Origin of the sequence: Burkholderia sp. MSMB1078WGS (genome assembly GCF_001528895.1) — a bacterium.
Taxonomy (GTDB): Bacteria; Pseudomonadota; Gammaproteobacteria; order Burkholderiales; family Burkholderiaceae; genus Burkholderia.
Genome location: NZ_LPDI01000003.1, coordinates 25,964 through 45,304 on the forward strand (window position 1 = coordinate 25,964; position 19,341 = coordinate 45,304).

General features: G+C 69.3%; 15 protein-coding genes and 1 pseudogene. 10 read left to right on the forward strand and 6 right to left on the reverse strand.

All coding sequences use genetic code 11. The features are described from left to right. Nucleotides 1–227 precede the first annotated feature (227 nt). The 4 genes from WT24_RS00550 (at nucleotide 228) to eutC (ending at nucleotide 5,590) form a co-directional block, all read left to right on the forward strand. A complete protein-coding gene (locus WT24_RS00550; RefSeq protein ID WP_059791237.1) occupies nucleotides 228–1,691 on the forward strand; it encodes a mechanosensitive ion channel in 1,464 nt (487 codons plus the stop codon). Between the two features lie 188 nt (nucleotides 1,692–1,879). Beyond that, on the forward strand, nucleotides 1,880–3,292 hold the full coding sequence (gene eat, locus WT24_RS00555) for an ethanolamine permease (RefSeq protein ID WP_059503198.1): 1,413 nt from the start codon (nucleotides 1,880–1,882) through the stop codon (nucleotides 3,290–3,292). Between the two features lie 106 nt (nucleotides 3,293–3,398). Next, a complete protein-coding gene (locus tag WT24_RS00560) occupies nucleotides 3,399–4,796 on the forward strand; it encodes an ethanolamine ammonia-lyase subunit EutB (protein ID WP_060030423.1) in 1,398 nt (465 codons plus the stop codon). Beyond that, entirely contained in the window at nucleotides 4,793–5,590 is a 798-nt protein-coding gene (eutC, locus tag WT24_RS00565; RefSeq protein ID WP_059503203.1) for an ethanolamine ammonia-lyase subunit EutC, read from the forward strand. The genes WT24_RS00560 and eutC overlap by 4 nt, the downstream gene beginning before the upstream one ends. Here the strand turns inward: eutC and WT24_RS00570 are convergent. Beyond that, nucleotides 5,583–6,467, reverse strand: a complete 885-nt coding sequence (locus WT24_RS00570) for a LysR family transcriptional regulator (protein WP_059503204.1) — start codon at nucleotides 6,465–6,467, stop codon at nucleotides 5,583–5,585. The two genes, eutC and WT24_RS00570, sit on opposite strands and share 8 nt — an antisense overlap. Nucleotides 6,468–6,622: 155 nt before the next feature. Here WT24_RS00570 and WT24_RS00575 point away from each other — a divergent pair, with 155 nt between their 5' ends. Continuing rightward, on the forward strand, nucleotides 6,623–8,236 hold the full coding sequence (locus WT24_RS00575; protein ID WP_060030563.1) for an MFS transporter: 1,614 nt from the start codon (nucleotides 6,623–6,625) through the stop codon (nucleotides 8,234–8,236). Between the two features lie 277 nt (nucleotides 8,237–8,513). Here the strand turns inward: WT24_RS00575 and WT24_RS00580 are convergent. Beyond that, nucleotides 8,514–9,098 (reverse strand): annotated as a pseudogene (locus tag WT24_RS00580) (pyridoxamine 5'-phosphate oxidase family protein). A gap of 163 nt (nucleotides 9,099–9,261) precedes the next feature. On the opposite strand from WT24_RS00580, the gene WT24_RS00585 reads away from it, so the two are divergent. The 3 genes from WT24_RS00585 to WT24_RS00595 all read left to right on the forward strand — a co-directional run bounded on the left by WT24_RS00585 (nucleotide 9,262) and on the right by WT24_RS00595 (nucleotide 12,760). Next, entirely contained in the window at nucleotides 9,262–10,788 is a 1,527-nt protein-coding gene (locus WT24_RS00585) for an aldehyde dehydrogenase family protein (protein ID WP_059503208.1), read from the forward strand. A 176-nt stretch (nucleotides 10,789–10,964) separates the two neighbouring features. Beyond that, a complete protein-coding gene (locus tag WT24_RS00590; RefSeq protein WP_060030565.1) occupies nucleotides 10,965–11,513 on the forward strand; it encodes a hypothetical protein in 549 nt (182 codons plus the stop codon). Nucleotides 11,514–11,743: 230 nt separating this feature from the next. Further along, nucleotides 11,744–12,760: a helix-turn-helix domain-containing protein gene (locus tag WT24_RS00595; protein ID WP_059791246.1), complete on the forward strand. Its 1,017-nt coding sequence runs from the start codon at nucleotides 11,744–11,746 to the stop codon at nucleotides 12,758–12,760. Nucleotides 12,761–12,869: 109 nt separating this feature from the next. On the opposite strand, the gene WT24_RS00600 is transcribed toward WT24_RS00595, so the two are convergent. Together WT24_RS00600 and WT24_RS00605 are read right to left on the reverse strand one after the other, a co-directional pair. Further along, a complete protein-coding gene (locus WT24_RS00600) occupies nucleotides 12,870–13,952 on the reverse strand; it encodes a glycosyltransferase family 9 protein (RefSeq protein WP_373557219.1) in 1,083 nt (360 codons plus the stop codon). Nucleotides 13,953–13,960: 8 nt separating this feature from the next. Then, a complete protein-coding gene (locus WT24_RS00605) occupies nucleotides 13,961–15,664 on the reverse strand; it encodes a thiamine pyrophosphate-binding protein (RefSeq protein WP_060030429.1) in 1,704 nt (567 codons plus the stop codon). A gap of 383 nt (nucleotides 15,665–16,047) precedes the next feature. Here WT24_RS00605 and vapB point away from each other — a divergent pair, with 383 nt between their 5' ends. Both vapB and WT24_RS00615 read left to right on the forward strand, forming a co-directional pair. Continuing rightward, nucleotides 16,048–16,284 (forward strand): type II toxin-antitoxin system VapB family antitoxin, encoded by a 237-nt coding sequence (vapB, locus tag WT24_RS00610; protein ID WP_059503218.1) that lies wholly within the window; start codon nucleotides 16,048–16,050, stop codon nucleotides 16,282–16,284. Then, nucleotides 16,284–16,685, forward strand: coding sequence for a type II toxin-antitoxin system VapC family toxin (locus WT24_RS00615; protein WP_059503220.1), 402 nt, complete (start codon nucleotides 16,284–16,286; stop codon nucleotides 16,683–16,685). Before vapB ends, WT24_RS00615 begins: the two co-directional genes overlap by 1 nt. Before the next feature lie 66 nt (nucleotides 16,686–16,751). On the opposite strand, the gene WT24_RS00620 is transcribed toward WT24_RS00615, so the two are convergent. Further along, nucleotides 16,752–18,140 carry an L-serine ammonia-lyase gene (locus tag WT24_RS00620; RefSeq protein WP_059503223.1) on the reverse strand — a complete coding sequence of 463 codons (1,389 nt, stop codon included), beginning with the start codon at nucleotides 18,138–18,140 and terminating at the stop codon, nucleotides 16,752–16,754. A 30-nt stretch (nucleotides 18,141–18,170) separates the two neighbouring features. Beyond that, nucleotides 18,171–19,319, reverse strand: a complete 1,149-nt coding sequence (locus WT24_RS00625) for an alginate lyase family protein (protein WP_060030568.1) — start codon at nucleotides 19,317–19,319, stop codon at nucleotides 18,171–18,173. Nucleotides 19,320–19,341: the final 22 nt, after the last annotated feature.

Below are 19,341 nucleotides of genomic sequence, written 5' to 3' on the forward strand. Positions count from 1 at the left end.
CAAATCTTGCGGAAATGCGTAGCGGTCCGAAATCCGCTCCCTTTCTATTTCATCGAAATAGGGTCTTGCCCTGCTGCAATCTAGAACTAAAGTTAAAGACGGTGAAATCGGGTGATTGCGTCATTTTTCTCGGGTAAGTTGCTCGGACGGGGCAGCACGCTTTTTCGAAGTACGCAGGTCGTTCGTCGATGTTCAATCGCACCACCACGTTTTCGGGAGAAGAAGAAATGGATGCTTCCAGCTTCATCACGTCGCTGCAGACCACGCTGGGCGGATACCTGCCCAAGATCGCCGGCGCGATCGGCATCCTGGTGATCGGCTGGCTGATCGCCGTGGCGGTGCGGGCCGGCGCGCTGCGCCTGCTCAACGCACTGAAGGTCGATCAGCGGATCAACGAAAGTACCGGCCAGGGCGCGTGCGTCGAACGCATCATCGCCGGCGGCCTGTTCTGGCTCGTGCTGCTCGTCACCGCGGTGGGCATCTTCAACGTGCTCAACCTGTACGCGGTCTCCAATCCGTTCTCGCTGCTCGTCACGCACATCGTCAACTACCTGCCGAACCTGATCGGCGGCGCGGCGCTGACGCTGATCGCGTGGCTGATCGCGTCGCTGCTGCGCAGCCTCGCGAACCGCGCGCTGAAGGCGAGCAAGATCGACGACAAGCTGGCCGAAGGCGCCGGCATGCAGCCGATGAGCGGCTATCTCGGCGACGTGCTGTTCTGGCTCGTGATCCTGATGTTCCTGCCGGCGATCCTCGCGTCGTTCGCGCTGTCGGGCCTGCTCTCGCCGGTGCAGGGGATGGTCGACAAGCTGCTCGCGATCGTGCCGAACCTCTTCGCGGCCGCGGTGATCGGCTTCGTCGGCTGGATCGTCGCGCGCGTGCTGCGCGGCCTCGTGACGAACCTGCTGGTGGCCGCCGGCGCCGACCGCCTCACGCAAGGGATCGACAGCCCGACGCCCGTGCGCGTGTCGAGCCTGATCGGCACGATCGTCTACGTGTTCGTGTTCGTGCCGACACTGATCTCCGCGCTCGACGCGCTGAAGATCGACGCGATCTCGATTCCCGCGACCAACATGCTGAACCAGTTCCTCGGCGCGGTGCCGGACATCGTCGCGGCGATCGTGATCGTGCTCGCCACGTTCTACTTCGCGCGCTTCGTCGCGTCGCTCGCGCAGAAGCTGCTGGAAGCCGCCGGCGCGGACGGGCTGCCGGCCGTGCTCGGCGTCGAGCGCGTGTTCTCGGGCATCCTGCAGCCGTCGGTGCTGGTCGCGCGGCTGATCGTGTTCTTCGCGATGCTGTTCGCGTCGGTCGAGGCCGCGAACCGGCTCGGCTTCTCGCAGGTGCGCGACGTCGTCACGCTGTTCATCGAATTCGGCGGCCACGTGCTGATGGGCGGCGTGATCCTCGTGATCGGCGTGTGGCTCGCGGGCCTCGCGCGCCGCGTGATCGAGCAGGCCGACCGCGAGCACAGCGTGCTGTTCGCGCGCATCGCGCAATTCGCGATCCTCGGCCTCGTGTTCGCGATGGGGCTGCGCGCGATGGGCATCGCGAACGAAATCGTCCAGCTCGCGTTCGGCCTCGTGCTCGGCGCGATCGCGGTGGCGGTCGCGCTGTCGTTCGGCCTCGGCGGCCGCGAGGCGGCCGGCAAGCTGCTCGACCGCTGGTTCAACCAGCGCGGCGGCGGCCAGTAAGCACGGCCGATCCGGCCCGCGTCGCGCGGCCGGATCGGCGCGGCTACGCGCGCGGCCGGCGTTTTTCGCAAGCGAAACGTCAGCCGCGATCTTTGCCGAATTTCGATAACACGTCGTTTAATGACTCTCTAGCATCGATTCTCAGTCGCGTGGGCGTGCAGGCCCGGCGCCTTTGAGGAGAGAGTCCGATGAAAGCAGAGTCGAATGGCCGGCCCGCCGCCGGCGCCAGGTCGCCCGGCCAGCCCGCGCTGCAGCAGACGCTCGGGACCTGGCAACTGTGGGGCATCGCGGTCGGCCTCGTGATTTCCGGCGAATACTTCGGCTGGAGCTACGGCTGGGCGAGCGCCGGCACGCTGGGTTTCGTGATCACCGCGCTGTTCGTCGCGGCGATGTACACCACCTTCATCTTCAGTTTCACCGAGCTGACGACGTCGATCCCGCACGCGGGCGGCCCGTTCGCGTATGCGCGCCGCGCGTTCGGCCCGACCGGCGGCTATCTGGCCGGCGCGGCGACGCTGGTCGAGTTCGTGTTCGCGCCGCCCGCGATCGCGCTCGCGATCGGCGCGTACCTGCACGTGCAGTTTCCGGGGCTCGAACCGAAACACGCGGCGATGGGCGCGTATCTCGTGTTCATGGCGCTGAACATCGTCGGCGTGCAGATCGCCGCGACCTTCGAGCTCGTCGTCACGCTGCTCGCGATCTTCGAGCTGCTGGTGTTCATGGGCGTCGTGTCGCCGGGCTTCGCGTGGAGCAATTTCACGAAGGGCGGCTGGTCGGGCGCCGATCACTTCAGCCTGGGCGCGTTCCACGGGATGTTCGCGGCGATCCCGTTCGCGATCTGGTTCTTCCTCGCGATCGAAGGCGTCGCGATGGCCGCCGAGGAAGCGAAGAACCCGAAGCGCTCGATTCCGATCGCATACGTGGCCGGGATCCTGACCCTCGTGGCGCTCGCGATCGGCGTGATGGTGTTCGCCGGCGGCGCGGGCGACTGGACCAAGCTCGCGAACATCAACGACCCGCTGCCGCAGGCGATGAAGTACATCGTCGGCGCGAACAGCGGCTGGATGCACATGCTCGTGTGGCTCGGGCTGTTCGGGCTCGTCGCGTCGTTCCACGGGATCATCCTCGGCTATTCGCGCCAGATCTTCGCGCTGGCGCGCGAAGGCTACCTGCCGGAGTGGCTCGGGAAGGTGCATCCGCGCTTCAAGACCCCGCATCGCGCGATCCTCGCGGGCGGCGTGGTCGGCATCGCGGCGATCTACAGCGACGAGCTGATCCAGTTCGGCGGGCAGACGCTCACCGCGAACATCGTGACGATGTCGGTATTCGGTGCGATCGTGATGTATATCGTCAGCATGGCGTCGCTGTTCAAGCTGCGCCGCTCGCAGCCGAACATGGCGCGGCCGTTCCGCGCGCCGCTGTACCCGATCTTCCCGGCATTCGCGATCCTGGCGGCGCTGGTCTGCCTCGGCACGATGGTGTACTTCAACGGGCTGGTGGCGATGGTGTTCGTCGCGTTCGTCGCGCTCGGCTACGCGTACTTCCTCGCGACCCGCGCGCAGCGCGCGAGCGCGCCCGGCGACGCGCTGCTGGAGGAGTGAACGCGGTGACGACGGTGCAGGCGAACATGCAAGGCCGTTCCTGACGGCATCCGGCGCGCCCCGTCGAACGGGCGCACCGTCGGCTTTTGGCAAGGAGATTCGAACGATGTCCTATACGGAGACGATCGGTCCGCGCACGTACCGCTTCGCGGACCTGAAGACGCTGCTCGCGAAGGCGAGCCCGCTGCGTTCCGGCGATCAGCTCGCGGGCGTCGCGGCGGCGAGCGAGGAGGAGCGCGTCGCCGCGAAGATCGCGCTCGCGGGCGTGCCGCTCAAGGCGTTCCTGAACGAAGCCGTGATCCCGTATGAAGACGACGAGGTCACGCGCCTCATCATCGACGATCACGACGCGCAGGCGTTCGCGGACATCTCGCATCTCACCGTCGGCGATTTCCGCAACTGGCTGCTGTCGCCCGCCGCCGACGGCGCCGCGCTCGAACGGATCGCGCCGGGCCTCACGCCCGAGATGGTCGCGGCCGTGTCGAAGCTGATGCGCAACCAGGACCTGATCGCGGCCGCGCGCAAGCGCCGCGTGGTCACGCGCTTTCGCAACACGGTCGGGCTGGCCGGCCGGATGTCGGTGCGGCTGCAGCCGAACCACCCGACCGACGACGTGAAGGGCATCGCCGCATCGATGCTCGACGGGCTGATGTACGGCTGCGGCGACGCGATGATCGGCATCAACCCCGCGACCGACAGCCTCGCGGCGATCGTGAAGCTGCTCGAGATGATCGACGGTTTTCGCGAACGCTACGGCGTGCCGACCCAATCGTGCGTGCTCACGCACGTGACCAACACGATCGCGGCGATCGGGAAGGGCGCGCCGGTCGACCTCGTGTTCCAGTCGATCGCGGGCACCGAGAAGGCGAACGCGAGCTTCGGGATCTCGCTCGCGCTGCTCGGCGAGGCGCGCGAGGCCGCGCTGTCGCTCAGGCGCGGCACCGTCGGCGACAACCTGATGTACTTCGAGACGGGCCAGGGCAGCGCGCTGTCGGCGAACGCGCACCACGGCGTCGACCAGCAGACCTGCGAGGTGCGGGCGTATGCGGTCGCGCGCAAGTTCGAGCCGTTCCTCGTGAACACGGTGGTCGGCTTCATCGGGCCCGAATACCTGTACGACGGCAAGCAGATCATCCGCGCGGGGCTCGAGGATCACTTCTGCGGCAAGCTGCTCGGCGTGCCGATGGGCTGCGACATCTGCTACACGAACCACGCGGAAGCCGACCAGGACGACATGGATACGCTGCTGACGCTGCTGGGGGCGGCCGGCATCAACTTCATCATGGGGATTCCGGGCGCGGACGACGTGATGCTGAACTACCAGAGCACGTCGTTCCACGACCAGCTCTACGTGCGCGAGGTGCTCGGCCTGCGCCGTGCGCCCGAGTTCGAGGAATGGCTGGAGACGATGGAGATCGCCGACGCGCACGGCACGCTGCGCGCGGCGACGGCACGCGTGCCGCTGCTCGCGGGCGCGAACGACTGGATGGGGGTGTCCGCATGAGCGACGCCGTCGAGAAGAACCCGTGGGCGCAGCTGAAGTCGTTCACGAACGCGCGGATCGCGCTCGGCCGCGCGGGCAACAGCTTGCCGACCGCGCCGCTGCTGGCTTTCAACCTGTCGCATGCGCAGGCGCGCGACGCGGTGCACCAGCCGCTCGACGTGGACGCGCTGCGGCGCGAGATCGAGGCGGCCGGCCTGCTGCCGACGCTCGGCGTGCAGAGCGCCGCGCCGGACCGCGATCATTACCTGCGCCGGCCCGATCTCGGCCGCAAGCTGTCCGACGACAGCCGCGGGCTGCTGGCCGGCTACGGGGCGGCGCTCGACGATGCGCCCGATGTCGTGTTCGTGGTCGGCGACGGGCTGTCGGCGTTCGCGGCCGCGAAGCAGGCGCTGCCGCTGTTGCAGGCCGTGCGGCCGCGGCTCGACGCGGACGGCTGGCGGATCGGCCCGGTGGTGGTCGCGACGCAGGCGCGCGTCGCGCTCGGCGACGAGATCGGCGAGCTGCTGCGCGCGAAGGTGGTCGCGATGCTGATCGGCGAACGGCCCGGGCTCAGCTCGCCGGACAGCCTCGGCGTGTACCTGACGTGGGCGCCGAAGGTCGGCTGTCACGACGCGCTGCGCAACTGCATTTCGAACGTGCGGCCCGAAGGGCTGCCGCACGCGGCCGCCGCGCACAAGCTGCATTACCTGATGACGCATGCACGCCGCCTCGGGTTGACGGGCGTCGGGCTGAAGGACGACAGCGACGCGCTGCCGCCGCCGGCTGAAGCGGAGCGGATCGGCGCGACTACCTGAACAGCCGTTCGCACAGGAAATCGACGAACACGCGCAGCTTCGGCGACAACTGCCGGCTCGACGGCCACACGATCGAGAACTGCCCCGGCGCGATCCGGTAGTCGTCGAGCACGGTGACGAGCGCGCCGTGTTCGAGCGCGTCGCGCGCGAGGAAATCGGGCATGTAGCCGATGCCGAGCCCCGCGAGCACGGCGCCGCGCAGCGCCTCCATGTTGTTGCAGGTCATCGCGGTGCGCAGCGTGAGCGGCGTGCCGTCGTCGGCCGCGAGCGCCCAGTCCTGCAGCTTGCCGGTGGTCGGGAAGCAGTAGCGCACGCAATCGTGCGCGTCGAGGTCGCGCGGCGTGCGCGGCGTGCCGGCCTGCGCGAGATACGCGGGCGTCGCGCACAGCACGAACGCGAACGGGCCGAGCCGCCGCGACATCAGGCTCGAATCGGACAGCGGGCCGCTGCGGATCGCCGCGTCGAAACCGCCTTCGACGACGTCGACCATCCGGTCGTTGAAATCGAGATCGAGTTCGACGTCCGGATAGCGCTGCCGGAATTCGGGCAGCACCGGCAGCAGGAAGCGGTAGCCGATCACCGGCAGGCTCACGCGCAGCTTGCCGCGCGGGCGCTGCGCGGACGCCGTCACGGTCGCCTCCGCGTCGCGGAAATCCTCGAGGATGCGCTGGCAGCGCTCGTAGAAATGTCGCCCCTCGTCGGTGAGCGTCACGCGCCGCGTCGTGCGGTTGAACAGCCGTACGCCGAGCGACTGCTCCATTTTCGCGATGGTCTTGCCGACCGCCGACGCCGAGATGCCGAGCGCGCGGCCGGCCGCGACGAAACTCAGCGCTTCGGCGGTGCGGACGAATGCGACGATGCCGGTGAGGTTTTCCATTGAATCGAACGGCGTGCGGCGACGCACGCGGCCACGTGAATTGCGGAATTTTAGTTCGTTATATGCGGAACTTCGCGTGGTTTTTCGCGGATTGAATCGGATTTATCTTCTGTCGCTCCGATGGCGCATCCGCGCCGGCTTTTGAAGGAGCGATGATGGATCACCCTGTTTCGGCCAATTCGGCGCTGGCGGCGCGCCGGCGCGCGTGGGTGCTGGCCGCCGTCTGCATGGCCGCCGTCGCGCTGCCGCTGTCGTTTTCGGGGGGCGCGGTCGCGACGCCTGCGATCGGCCGCGACCTGCACGGCAGCCCGGTTGCGATGAACTGGATCACCAACGCGTTCATGCTCGCGTTCGGCAGCTTCCTGATGGCGTCGGGCGCGCTCGCCGACCAGTTCGGCCGCAAGCGGCTGTTCGCGATCGGCGTCGGCGGCTTCACGCTGATGTCGGTCGCGCTCGCGTTCGCGCCTTCGATGCTCGCGGTCGATCTGCTGCGCGCCGCGCAAGGGCTCGCGGCGGCCGCGGCGCTGGCCGGCGGCACGGCCGCGCTCGCGCAGGAGTTCGACGGCGCGGCGCGCACGCGTGCATTCAGCCTGCTCGGCACGACGTTCGGGATCGGCCTCGCGTTCGGGCCCGTGCTCGCCGGCGGCCTGATCGGGCATTACGGCTGGCGCGCGATCTTCGTGACGAGCGCGGTGGCCGGCGTGCTGTCGCTCGCGTTCGGGCTGCCGCGCATGCACGAGTCGCGCGATCCGCACGCGACGGGGCTCGACTGGCCCGGCACGGCCGCGTTCACGGCCGCGCTGACGCTGTTCACGTTCGGCGTGATCGAGGCGCCCGCGCGCGGCTGGTCGAGCCCGCTCGTGATCGCGCTGCTGGCCGGCGCGGCGCTCGGCGCGTGTGCATTCGTGACGATCGAGACGCGCGTCGCGCGGCCGATGCTCGACCTGTCGCTGTTCCGCATCGCGCGCTTCGTCGGCGTGCAGGTGCTGCCGGTGTCGACCTGCTGCTGCTACATCGTGCTGCTCGTCGTGCTGCCGCTGCGCTTCATCGGCATCGACGGCTTCAGCGAGATCGACGCGGGCTGGCTGATGCTCGCGATCTCCGCGCCGATGCTGGTCGTGCCGCTCGGCGCGGCGACGCTCACGCGCTGGCTGTCGGCCGGCGTGATTTCGGGGCTCGGGTTGCTGATCGCGGCGGCCGGGCTCGTATGGCTCGGCATCGCGCTGCGCGGCGGCGCGGGCCCGGCGGCGATCGCGCCGATGCTCGCGATCGGCGTCGGCGCCGGCATGCCGTGGGGGCTGATGGACGGGCTGTCGGTGAGCGTCGTGCCGAAAGAGCGCGCGGGGATGGCGACGGGCATTTTCAGCACGACGCGCGTGGCCGGCGAGGGGATCGCGCTGGCGATCGTCGGCGCGGTGCTGGCCGCGCTCGCGCACGGGGGGCTGGCGCACGCGGCAGGAACTGCCGGCACGCCGGACGCGACGCTGCGGGCCGCCGCGCGGCTTGCGACCGGCGATCTCGCGGGCGCGGCTGCCGCGTTGCCGGCCGTCGGCCGTGCGGCGTTGATCGCGAGCTACGCGCACGCGTTTGACCGGCTGCTGACCGGGCTGGCCGTCGTCACGGTGCTGTGCGCGGCGGTGGTGTTCGGGTTTCTCGGCGGACGGCCGGCCGCCGACGAAACGGGCGACGAGGCGGACGGCCGCGCGCACGCCGATACGTCGGCACGCAGCCGGGTCGAACCGGCCGGTGCGCAGACGCACGGGCGGTGACGTTGCATCGTGGCGCTTCGGCACATCGGCACATCGGCACATCGGCACTTCGGTGCTTCGGCGGTTCGGCGGTTCGGCGCTTCGGCACTTCGGCACTTCGGTGCTTCAGTGCTTCAGTGCTTCAGTGCTTCAGTGCTTCGGGCCATCGGCACGTCGGCGCATCGGCACGTCGGCGCTTCGACGCTTCGGGTCATCGGCGCTTCGGCACCTCGACATTCCAGTAGGCGTAGCCGCCGTGCCCGCATGGTCCGTCGGTCAGCGCATCACCCGCCGCGCGTCACGCCAGCACGAGCGGCGGCAGGGTTGCATCCGCGCGCGCCTGCGCGCACTCCACGTCGATCACCAGATAGCGCAACGCATCCGGCCACAGGCGCGCGTGCCGTTGCGCATCCTCGTCGAGCGTCGCGCGGCCCTGCACGAGCCAGGTCGTCTGACGCACGAAATCGACGAACAGCAGCGCGATGGCCGGATTCACAAGCAGGTTGCCGATCGTGTTGAGCAGGTTGTTGCCTGCGAAGTCGGGCAGCACCAGCGTGCGGCGGTCCGGGATATCGACGAGCGGCGCGAACGAGCCGTCGGCGCGCGGCTGGCGGCCACGGTAAGAACAGTCGGCGTTGCCGGCCGTGTCGGCGGTCGCGACGATCAGGAAAGCCTGCTCGCGGATGAATGCGATGGCGTCGTCGGTCAGGGGGCCGCGATCGGTCATGGTGTCGGTCGGCGTGTGCGCCGTGCGTGAGGATCCGCGATCCGCACGCAAGCGACATGCCATGCGGTGCGGCGCGCATTCGCGGCAACGCACCGCCGCCCACTGTGGAAATTCCGAACACCGGCCACCTCGCTGCGCAACCGCGGTGTTCAGAATCGGTACACCTGCCGTGTTGCGTGCGTGAACACCGCACGGAGCGAGCGCGCGCCGGCCGCGATCGACGTGCACCCGTTCCGTTTGGCACGCATGTTGCGTAAACGGGACCAGCGCATTCCAACCGGCGCTGTACTCACACAAGCACGATGAACAGGAGACATGTATGAACCCGTTTGACCTGAAGCAACTGGGCCTCGACGTCGAATACCCGTACCGTCAGCAATACGACAACTACATCGGCGGCAAGTGGGTGGCGCCCGTGAAGGGCGAGTATTTCGAGAACGTGTCGCCGATCAACGGCCAGCCGTTCTGCCGCGTGCCGCGCTCCGGCGCCGACGACATCGAGCTGGCGCTCGACGCCGCGCATGCGGCGCGCCGCAAGTGGGGCAAGACGTCGGTCGCCGAGCGCGCGAACCTGCTGCTCGCCGCCGCCGACCGGATGGAAAAGAACCTGAAGCTGCTGGCCGTGGCCGAGACGATCGACAACGGCAAGCCGCTGCGCGAAACGATGGCGGCCGACCTGCCGCTCGCGATCGACCACTTCCGCTATTTCGCGGGCTGCATCCGCGCGCAGGAAGGCGGCATCTCCGAAATCGACGACAACACCGTCGCGTACCACTTCCACGAGCCGCTCGGCGTGGTCGGCCAGATCATCCCGTGGAACTTCCCGCTGCTGATGGCCGCGTGGAAGCTCGCGCCGGCGCTCGCGGCCGGCTGCTGCGTCGTGATGAAGCCGGCCGAGCAGACGCCCGCGTCGGTGCTCGTGCTGATGGAACTGATCGGCGACCTGTTCCCGGCCGGCGCGATCAACATCGTGAACGGCTTCGGCAAGGAAGCGGGCGAAGCGCTCGCGACCAGCAAGCGGATCGCGAAGATCGCGTTCACGGGCTCGACGCCGGTCGGCAAGCACATCCTGCGCGCGGCGGCCGACAGCCTGATCCCGTCGACGGTCGAACTGGGCGGCAAGAGCCCGAACATCTTCTTCGCCGACGTGCTCGACCAGGACGACGCGTTCCTCGACAAGGCGCTCGAAGGGCTCGCGATGTTCGCGCTGAACCAGGGCGAAGTGTGCACGTGCCCGTCGCGGATCCTGATCCAGGAATCGATCTACGAACGTTTCATCGAGAAGGCCGTCGCGCGCGTCGAGCGCATCAAGGCCGGCCACCCGCTCGACCTGCAGACGATGATCGGCGCGCAGGCGTCGCAGCAGCAGCTCGACAAGATCCTGTCGTACATCGACATCGGCCGCGGCGAGGGCGCGCAATGCCTGACCGGCGGCGAGCGCACGGCGCCGGCCGCCGAACTCGGCACCGGCTACTACGTGAAGCCGACGATGCTGCTCGGCAACAACAAGATGCGCGTGTTCCAGGAAGAGATCTTCGGGCCGGTCGCGTCGGTGATGACGTTCAAGGACGAGCAGGAAGCGATCGAACTCGCGAACGACACGTTCTACGGGCTCGGCGCCGGCGTGTGGACGCGCAACGGCACGCGTGCGTACCGGATGGGCCGCGAGGTCGAGGCCGGCCGCGTGTGGACCAACTGCTACCACCTGTACCCCGCGCATGCGGCGTTCGGCGGCTACAAGCAGTCGGGGATCGGCCGCGAGACGCACAAGATGGCGCTGTCGAACTATCAGCAGACGAAGTGCCTGCTGGTCAGCTACCAGGCCGAGGCGCTCGGGTTCTTCTGATCGCCGCTGCCGCGGCGGCGTGCCGGGGGCCGGTTGGGCCCGGCGCGTCGCCCGGTTCGATTTCCCTGTTCGACAGTCGGCGTCGGTTGCGTTTTCGGCGGCCGGCGCCGGCCACGCTGCCGGCCGTCGCGCATGCGCGACGGCACGGTGCACCGACGCATGTGACGACTCCCGGCATGGCAGAACCACCCCGATCCTTTCCGCGTCACCCGGTATTCCATCCGGGCGAACTCGACGCGCAACACCGCTTCGGCGTCGCCGACGAAGCCGAGCGAATGAGCGACGCCGTGACCACGCGGCTGAGCATCGGCGTACGGCAGTTCGTCGAATCGCAACCGTTCATGTTCGTCGGCACGGCGTCCGGCGCGGGTGCGTCGATGATCTGCGACATCGTGCAGAGCCGGCGCGACGCGAGCGGCGATCTGCTGCCGGTGGTGCGCGTGATCGATACGAAGACGTTGCGGTTCGCGTTGCCCGCCGCGCATGATGGCGGCGGCGGCTGGATCGACGCGGCCGCCTGCGACGGCAGCGGGGTTGGGTTGCTGTTCGTCGATTTCGTGCGCGGCCTGCGCTACCGGATCAACGGTCGCGCCACGCTGCGCGCCGATTTGCCGGAAGCGGACGCGGCGCCGTGGGCGGCGGGCAGCGCGATCGTCGAACTGGCGATCGCACAGGCATACGGCAATTGCGGCACGCGGGTCGTGCGGCTGAAGCCGGCCCGGTAGCCGGCATCCGGCGTCGGCATCCGGCGTCGGCATCCGGGCGCGGGCGGCGGCGCGCATGCGCGGTCGCCGCGCGGATCGCACCGGCGGCGTGCGCGACATGCCGCCTTCGGGTGCGCCCGCATGGCGCGCATCGGCCGGACAGCGTGGAATGGCGGGGGCGCGCCGGGCCGTGCGGTTCGGCACGGGACTTGCGTGATACGCAGGGTTCCGCGCAGGTGAGGGAGGACACGATGGATCAACACGTGGCGGGTACGGAAGAACCGACCGCCGAAGACACGCGGCGCAGTGCGCAGGGCGACGACGCGTTCGCCGGGCAGGCCGTCGTCAGCGTCGCGCACGATGCGGACGAGCAGGCGCGCAACCTGATCGGCTGGCGGCAGACCTACGATCAGCTCGCGGCCGGCCGCTTCGTCGGCACGCTGACCGAGCTGCCGCTCGACACGATGAAGCTGTTTCGCGAATCGACCAGCCACCTGCTGCGCCAGGCGTGCGAAGTGCGCGGCGACGCGTACTGGTTCGGCATCCCGCTCGTGTGCGACGGCTCGGCGCGCGTCGATGCGTGCCGCATCGGCCCCGGCGCACTCGCGTTCCGGCCCGGCAACGTCGAATTCGAACTCGTGACGCCCGCGCAGTTCTCGATCTACGGCGTCGTCGTGCGCGGTGACGTGCTGCGCCGCTATGCGGAGGAAGTCGAGCGTCGCGCGCTCGACGAGCGGCTGTTCACGCAGCGGGTGATGCAGGTCGGCGACGCGCGGCTCGCGCGCCTGTGCGCGCTGCTCGGCCGCCGGCTCGACGGTGCGGTGGCGATGGCCGGCCCGCTGCCCGATGCGCAGCGCGACGACCTGCAGGCCGAAGTGCTGGCCGCGCTGTTCGACGCGTGCGCGCAGCCGGCCGACGACGGCAGCGGCAGTGCGCCGTCGACGCGCCGCTGGCTCGTCGACCAGGCGCGCGACTACGTGCTCGCGCACCGCACGCGCCCGGTCGGCGTGCCCGAGTTGTGCGAGCAATTGCACGTGAGCCGGCGCACGCTGCAGTACTGCTTCCAGGACGTACTCGGGATGGCGCCTGCGACCTACCTGCGCACGCTGCGGCTGAACGGCGCGCGGCGCGACCTGTGCGGGCGCGCGGCCGGCTCGGTGCAGGACGTCGCGGAGGCATGGGGCTTCTGGCATCTCAGCCAGTTCGCGACCGATTACAGGCGCCTGTTCGGCAAGCGACCGTCGGAGACGCTGCGCGATCGCGCGTGAGATGCTCGGCCCGGTGAGCCGGGCGGCCGGTGCGGCGCGCGCGGCGGGGGCTGGCGCCGGGCGCGTGCTGCCGATTCGGTCGTTCCGCTCGCCGCCGCGCCGGCTTCGCTCAGATGGCCGTCGTCGCCGCGTCGCGCGGCGCGGGCCACGCCAGCGCGTCCCAGTCGATTGCGCGGTAAGCGGCTTCGACCGCCGCCAGATCGTCCGGCCGCTCGCTGCGATGCAGCCCGTGCAATTCGGCCGGCACGTCGAGCGTGACCGGCACGCAGTGCGGATAGTCGCGCACGCGCCATGCCGGCCCGATCGTCGTGAAGCACGCGAGCGTCGGCACGTCGAAACCGTCGGCGAGATGCACGGCCGCCGTGTCCGGCGCGAACAGCAGGCTCGCGCCCTTGATCCAGGCGATGAAGCGTGCGGTGTCGGTCGCGTCGCGGCTCACGTCCACGTAAGCGGGATGCGCGAGCGGGCCGAAGCCGACCACCGGCAGCCCGTAACGCTGCGCGAGCCGTTCCACGAACGCGACGCACAGCGCGGGCGGCATGCTGCGCACCGCGGTGCTCGCATTCGGGCAGAACAGCACGTACGGCCGCTGCCACGCGGCCGGCAGCGCGGGCAGCGGCAGCCGCGCGAGCCAGCGGTTGCGCTTCGCGGCGGCCGGCACGGCGGCCGGATCGACGCCGAGCGCGTCGAGGAAGAAATCGATCATGGGCAGCCGCGCGAATGCGGGCCAGTACAGGTGATTGCCGACGTCGATGCAGTGCGCGCCGGCGGGCAGCGCGTCGGCGGCGCACGGCAGCGTGCGTGACGGCCCGACGACGTCGGCCGCGAGCGCGTACAGCGCTTCGACATAGCGCGGCGCGCGCGCCGGCCGGTACAGCGTGAAGCGCAGGTCCGCATGGGCCGCACGCAGCGCGGCGAGGGCCGTCAGCCCGATCACCGAATCGCCGAGCGTGACGCCCATCCCGTTGATCACGTGCACGTGCCGTGCCTCGCCGTAATCGAGGCGGAACGGCCGGTGGGCGGCGTGCAGCAGGCCGAGCGCCGGCGCGGCCGGCACGTAGCCTTCGGCGCGCGCGTCGCCATGCTCGAGGTCGTACGGCGCGACGAGCATGCCGTCGGGTGCGAGCAGCGTGCCGGGGCAGGCCAGCGCGTCGTCGGGCGACAGCGCGGCGACGGGCGGCGTGGTGCGCATGTCCATCGTCATGCGCCGCGCGCGCGGCGGCCCTGCTCGCGAATCTGCTCGAGCGTCGCGGCCGGCGTGCTGGCGTCCTGCGGGATGCGAATCTCGATCACCGCAGGCAGCCCGCAGGTCAGCGCGCGCTCGAGCGCGGGCGCGAAATCGGCGGTGCGCTCGACCGTCTCGCCATGCGCGCCGAACGCACGTGCATACGCGGCGAAATCCGGGTTCGTGAGTCCCGTGCCGTGCACGCGCCCCGGGTAGTTGCGCTCCTGATGCATGCGGATCGTGCCGAAATGACCGTTATTGACGACGATCGCCACGATGTTCAGCCCGTATTGCATCGCGGTCGCGAGCTCGTTGCCGGCCATCATGAAGCAGCCGTCGCCGGCGAGCGCGACGACGGCGCGCTGCGGATACAGCGACTTCGCGGCGAGCGCGGCCGGCAGCCCGTAGCCCATCGCGCCGCTCGTCGGCGCGAGCTGCGAACGGAAGTGCCGGTACGCGAAGTGGCGATGCAGCCAGATCGCATAGTTGCCCGCGCCGTTGGTCAGGATCGCGTCGTGCGGCAGGCGCTCGCGCAACTGCACCATCACGTCGCCGAGTTGCACGTCGCCGGGCATCGGCAGCGGCGCATGCCATTCGCGGTACGCGCGGTGCGCGTCGGCGGCCGCGCCGGCCCACGCGGGCCGCGCGGGCGGTTCGAGCGCGGCCAGCGGCGCGGCGATCTCGGGCATGCCGGACACGATCGGCAGGTCGGCGGCGTACACGCGCCCGAGTTCGTCCGCGCCCTGATGCACGTGGATCAGCGTCTGGCGCGTCTTCGGGATGTCGAGCAGCGTGTAGCCGCCGGTCGTCGCTTCGCCGAGGCGCGGCCCGATCACGAGCAGCAGGTCTGCGTCGCGGATGCGTTTCGCGAGCGCGGGGTTGATCCCGAGCCCGACGTCGCCCGCGTAGTTCGGGTGTGCGTTGTCGATCGTGTCCTGGAAGCGGAACGCGCACGCGACCGGCAATTGCCAGCGTTCGACGAAGGTGCGTAGGTTCGCGCAGGCGTCCGGCGTCCAGCCGCTGCCGCCGACGATCGCGAACGGCCGTTCCGCGCGCGCAAGCCGTTCGCGCAGCTCGTCGATCTGCGCGGCGGACGGCGCCGCCGCGATGCGTTTCGCGGCCGGCACGACGGGCTGCGGGGCGCACGCGTCGGACAGCACGTCCTCCGGCAACGCGAGCACGACCGGGCCGGGCCGGCCGGACGTCGCGACGTGAAACGCATGGCTCAGGTATTCGGGGATGCGGCGCGGGTCGTCGATCTGCGCGACCCATTTCGCCATCTGGCCGAACATCCGGCGGTAGTCGATTTCCTGGAAGGCTTCGCGGTCGAGGTGCTCGCGTGCGCACTGACCGACGAACAGGATCATCGGCGTCGAATCCTGGAACGCGGTGTGCACGCCGATCGACGCATGCGTCGCGCCCGGCCCGCGCGTGACGAACGCGATGCCGGGGCGGCCGGTCAGCTTGCCGACCGCTTCGGCCATGTTCGCGGCCGCCGCCTCGTGGCGGCAGACGATCGTCTGGATGCGGGCGGTGTCGTCCGCCAGCGCATCGAGCACGGCGAGGAAGCTCTCGCCCGGCACGCAGAACACGCGTTCGACGTGATTGGCGAGCAACGCATCGACGAGCAGTCGCGCACCGGTGGTGGCGCGCGGCTCGAGATCCTTGGAATGCGACATGGGCAGCCGTCTCCCTTGGGTAGCGGGACGTACAGCTTACGCCGGTTGGCCGGGCGCCGGTACGCCGGCCGCTGAAAAGTGTCGGAACGCTGGGAGGGTGGGGAATGCGCGCCGGCTTCGGCTGGCCGAACGGCCGGCTTGTGCCCGCTTGCGCGACGGTGAAAAGTAAGTGCTACGGACGGCGACCCAGGCGCTTGCCTCGACGCGGAAAGCAGGCGATCGATCAAAAGACGCTGACGGAGCCGGTCGAAGCCGGCGCGGGGCGCGTCGCCCGCGTGGCCGGCTCGGCAGTCAACGGAAGACCTGTTATGTACACACATGGATTTACATCTAAGACCGCATCGTATAATGTACATACAACGTACATCCATGCGGAGATCGACATGCATACCACGAGGGTATTCCGGAACGGCAACTCGCAGGCCGTGCGGATTCCGGCGGACCTCGCCTACGAGCGCAGCGATATCGAACTGGAAATCGAGCGCGTCGGTGATGAAATCCGGATTCGGCCGATGCGGCGGCCGCTGACGCAGGTACTGGAGAAATTCGCGAAATTCGGGCCGGACTTCATGGCCGAAGGGCGTGGCGATCAGGAGCAGGCCGAACGCGAGGGTTTGTGATGCCGCGCTTCATGCTCGACACCAACATGTGCATCTATCTGATGAAGAATCAGCCGGAGCAGGTCGCGAAACGATTCGCGCAGTGCTACACGGGCGACGTCGTCATGTCGGCGATCACCTATGCGGAGCTCGAGTACGGCGTGAGCGCATGTGCGAGCCCGGCCCGGGAGCGCCGCAATCTCGCCGCATTGATCGAGGATATTCCCGTCGCGCCTTTCGACGCCGCGGCCGCGCAAGCGTATGGCCCGGTCCGCGAGGCCACCCGCGAGCGGAAGAAGGATCACCTCGACAAACTGATCGCCGCCCATGCGGTGTCGCTCGATGTCGTCCTCGTCACCAACAACGAGCGGGATTTCGTCAGCTATCCGGGATTGCGGCTGGAGAACTGGCTGAACGACTAGCGCCGGGCGCCATGCCGGCGGCAATGCGGGACATCGGTCCATCCCGCGTCGCCGCCGGGTTCGGCATCAGCATTCGACGATATTCACCGCCAGGCCGCCGCGCGACGTTTCCTTGTACTTCGTCTTCATGTCGGCGCCCGTCTCGCGCATCGTCTTGATCACCGAGTCGAGCGACACGTAGTGCGAGCCGTCGCCGCGCAGCGCCATGCGCGCCGCGTTGACGGCCTTCACCGACGCCATCGCGTTGCGCTCGATGCACGGGATCTGCACCATCCCGCCCACCGGGTCGCAGGTCAGGCCCAGGTTGTGTTCCATCCCGATCTCGGCCGCGTTCTCGACCTGCTGCGGCGTGCCGCCGAGCACGGCCGCGAGCGCGCCGGCCGCCATCGAGCACGCGACGCCGACTTCGCCCTGGCAACCGACTTCCGCGCCCGAGATCGACGCGTTGAGCTTGTACAGGATGCCGATCGCGGCGGCCGTCAGCAGGAAGTCGATCACGCCCTGTTCGTTCGCGCCGGGCGTGAAACGCGTGTAGTAATGCAGCACGGCCGGGATGATGCCGGCCGCGCCGTTGGTCGGCGCGGTGACGACGCGGCCGCCGGCCGCGTTTTCCTCGTTGACCGCGATCGCGTACAGGTTGATCCAGTCGATCATCGACAGCGGGTCCTGTAGCGCGCGCTCCGGGCTGCCCGTCAGCGTGCGGTACAGCTGCGGCGCGCGGCGCTTGACCTGGAACGGGCCGGGCAGGTTGCCGTCGGCATCGGGATTGCCGATCCCGCAGCCGCGCGACACGCACGACTGCATCACGGCCCAGATCTTCAGCAGCCCGTCGCGCGTTTCTTCCTCGGTGTGCCATGCGCGCTCGTTTTCCCACATCAGCTGCGCGATCGACTTGCCGGTCGATGCGGTCAGCGCGAGCAGCTCCGCGCCGGTGCGAAACGGGTGCGTCATCTGCTCGGCCGCGCTCAGTACCTTGGTGTTCGGCGCGCCGGCCGTCACGACGAAGCCGCCGCCGACCGACAGGTAAGTGCGCTCGACCAGCACCGCGCCGTTCGCGTCGCTCGCGCGCAGCTTCATCCCGTTCGGATGTTCGGGCAGCGCCTGGCGGTAGAACGCGATGTTCTCCTTCAGCACGAACGGCACCGGATGCGTGCCGAGCAGCGCGAGCTGCTTCGTTTTGCGGATGTCTTCCAGCCGCGCGTCGATCGTGTCGGGATCCACCGTGTCGGGCGCGTCGCCGAGCAGGCCGAGCATCACGCCGCGGTCGGTGCCGTGACCCTTGCCGGTGGCGCCGAGCGAGCCGTACAGCTCGACCTTCACGTGGGCCGTCGCGTCGAGCAGCCCGTCGCGCTCGAGGCCCTGGACGAACATCAGCGCCGCGCGCATCGGTCCGACCGTGTGCGAACTGGACGGACCGATGCCGATCTTGAAGAGGTCAAACACGCTGACTGCCATTTCGATACCTGCCTTGCGATAAGAATGAAGCTAGCGCGCCTGCAATGGCAGGCACGCGGCGAGCCATGCGGGCGGCGTTGGGGAAAGCTGCTGCGCGACGCGGGCATAGCGCCCGTCGAGCCGCGCGGCCAGATGAAAGAGTTCGGTGGCATTTTTCGGGTCCCACTGCCCCGTGTAACCCGGCAGGCCGGCCTCGCGGCGCTTCGCGTCGAACGGCACCGGCGAATTCACGAATTCCTCGTGCGTTTTCTCGCCGAGCGCATACGGCACGAGCCAGTCGAGCGCGGCCGCGAGCGTCGCGCCGTTCGCGCCGCGCTCGCGCAGCCAGTTGCGGTTGAAGCGGCGCGCGGCGAGCGCGGCCGTCACCAGCGGCTGCAAATCGTAGACCGCGTAATGCAGCGCATCGCGTTCCTCGAAATCCCAGGTCTTGCCGTCCGGGCCGATGTTGTCGGCGAGATGCTCGACGAACAGCCGCTGCGCGGCGTTCATCATCTTGCGGTCGCCGAGCGTGAACGCGGACAGCGCGATCAGCTTGATCCGGTGGCTCTGCCAGTTGTTGCGCCAGGTGCCGGTGAGCGGGCGCTTCTGCGCGTCGACCTGCGCAACATAGCCGGCGCCGAGCTTCGCGATGAAGGTGGCCGCCGCGTTGCGCGTCTTCACCGGCAGCGCGCTCGCGGTCATGTCGTACGCGACGATCAGGCTGTCGAAGCGCGTCTCGTCGATCGGGTTGAAGCTCGGCTGATAGGTCGAGACCCATGCGGACAGGAAGCGGTCGACGAGTTGCAGGTAGCGCGGCGCGTTCGTCACGCGCCACGCGAGCGCCGCATCGCGCATCATGTCCATGTCCTTGAGCGCGGCGGCACTCTGGTCGTAGATGCCTTCGTGCGGCAGCGTGCCTTCGGTGTGCACACGCGCCATCGCCTTCGGCTGCTCGCCGATGCGCGCATCGACGCTGCGGATCAGCGCCTGCACGCCGGGCTCGGCCTGCGTCGTCTCGCTCGCCTGCAGCGCCGGCGCCGCGCAGAAATTCATCGCCGCGTGCGCACGGCCGGACATGCCGAGGCCGGCGGCGGCCAGCGACAGCGACAGCGACGCGACGAGCATCGGCACGGAACGGCCTGCGCGCGTTCGCGGCCGCCGCTCTGTTGCACCATGGCCCGGAAACATCGGACGCACCATGCGGAACTCCTTCATTGGCTGG

Coding starts and splice junctions, on each gene's coding strand:
- WT24_RS00590 (WP_060030565.1), top strand. CDS start 10,965: ATGGCAGAACCACCCCGATCCTTTCCGCGTCACCCGGTATTCCATCCG.
- eat (WP_059503198.1), top strand. CDS start 1,880: ATGAAAGCAGAGTCGAATGGCCGGCCCGCCGCCGGCGCCAGGTCGCCC.
- WT24_RS00550 (WP_059791237.1), top strand. CDS start 228: ATGGATGCTTCCAGCTTCATCACGTCGCTGCAGACCACGCTGGGCGGA.
- WT24_RS00585 (WP_059503208.1), top strand. CDS start 9,262: ATGAACCCGTTTGACCTGAAGCAACTGGGCCTCGACGTCGAATACCCG.
- WT24_RS00560 (WP_060030423.1), top strand. CDS start 3,399: ATGTCCTATACGGAGACGATCGGTCCGCGCACGTACCGCTTCGCGGAC.
- WT24_RS00595 (WP_059791246.1), top strand. CDS start 11,744: ATGGATCAACACGTGGCGGGTACGGAAGAACCGACCGCCGAAGACACG.
- eutC (WP_059503203.1), top strand. CDS start 4,793: ATGAGCGACGCCGTCGAGAAGAACCCGTGGGCGCAGCTGAAGTCGTTC.
- WT24_RS00570 (WP_059503204.1), bottom strand. CDS start 6,467: ATGGAAAACCTCACCGGCATCGTCGCATTCGTCCGCACCGCCGAAGCG.
- WT24_RS00600 (WP_373557219.1), bottom strand. CDS start 13,952: ATGCGCACCACGCCGCCCGTCGCCGCGCTGTCGCCCGACGACGCGCTG.
- WT24_RS00615 (WP_059503220.1), top strand. CDS start 16,284: ATGCCGCGCTTCATGCTCGACACCAACATGTGCATCTATCTGATGAAG.
- WT24_RS00575 (WP_060030563.1), top strand. CDS start 6,623: ATGGATCACCCTGTTTCGGCCAATTCGGCGCTGGCGGCGCGCCGGCGC.
- WT24_RS00625 (WP_060030568.1), bottom strand. CDS start 19,319: ATGGTGCGTCCGATGTTTCCGGGCCATGGTGCAACAGAGCGGCGGCCG.
- vapB (WP_059503218.1), top strand. CDS start 16,048: ATGCATACCACGAGGGTATTCCGGAACGGCAACTCGCAGGCCGTGCGG.
- WT24_RS00620 (WP_059503223.1), bottom strand. CDS start 18,140: ATGGCAGTCAGCGTGTTTGACCTCTTCAAGATCGGCATCGGTCCGTCC.
- WT24_RS00605 (WP_060030429.1), bottom strand. CDS start 15,664: ATGTCGCATTCCAAGGATCTCGAGCCGCGCGCCACCACCGGTGCGCGA.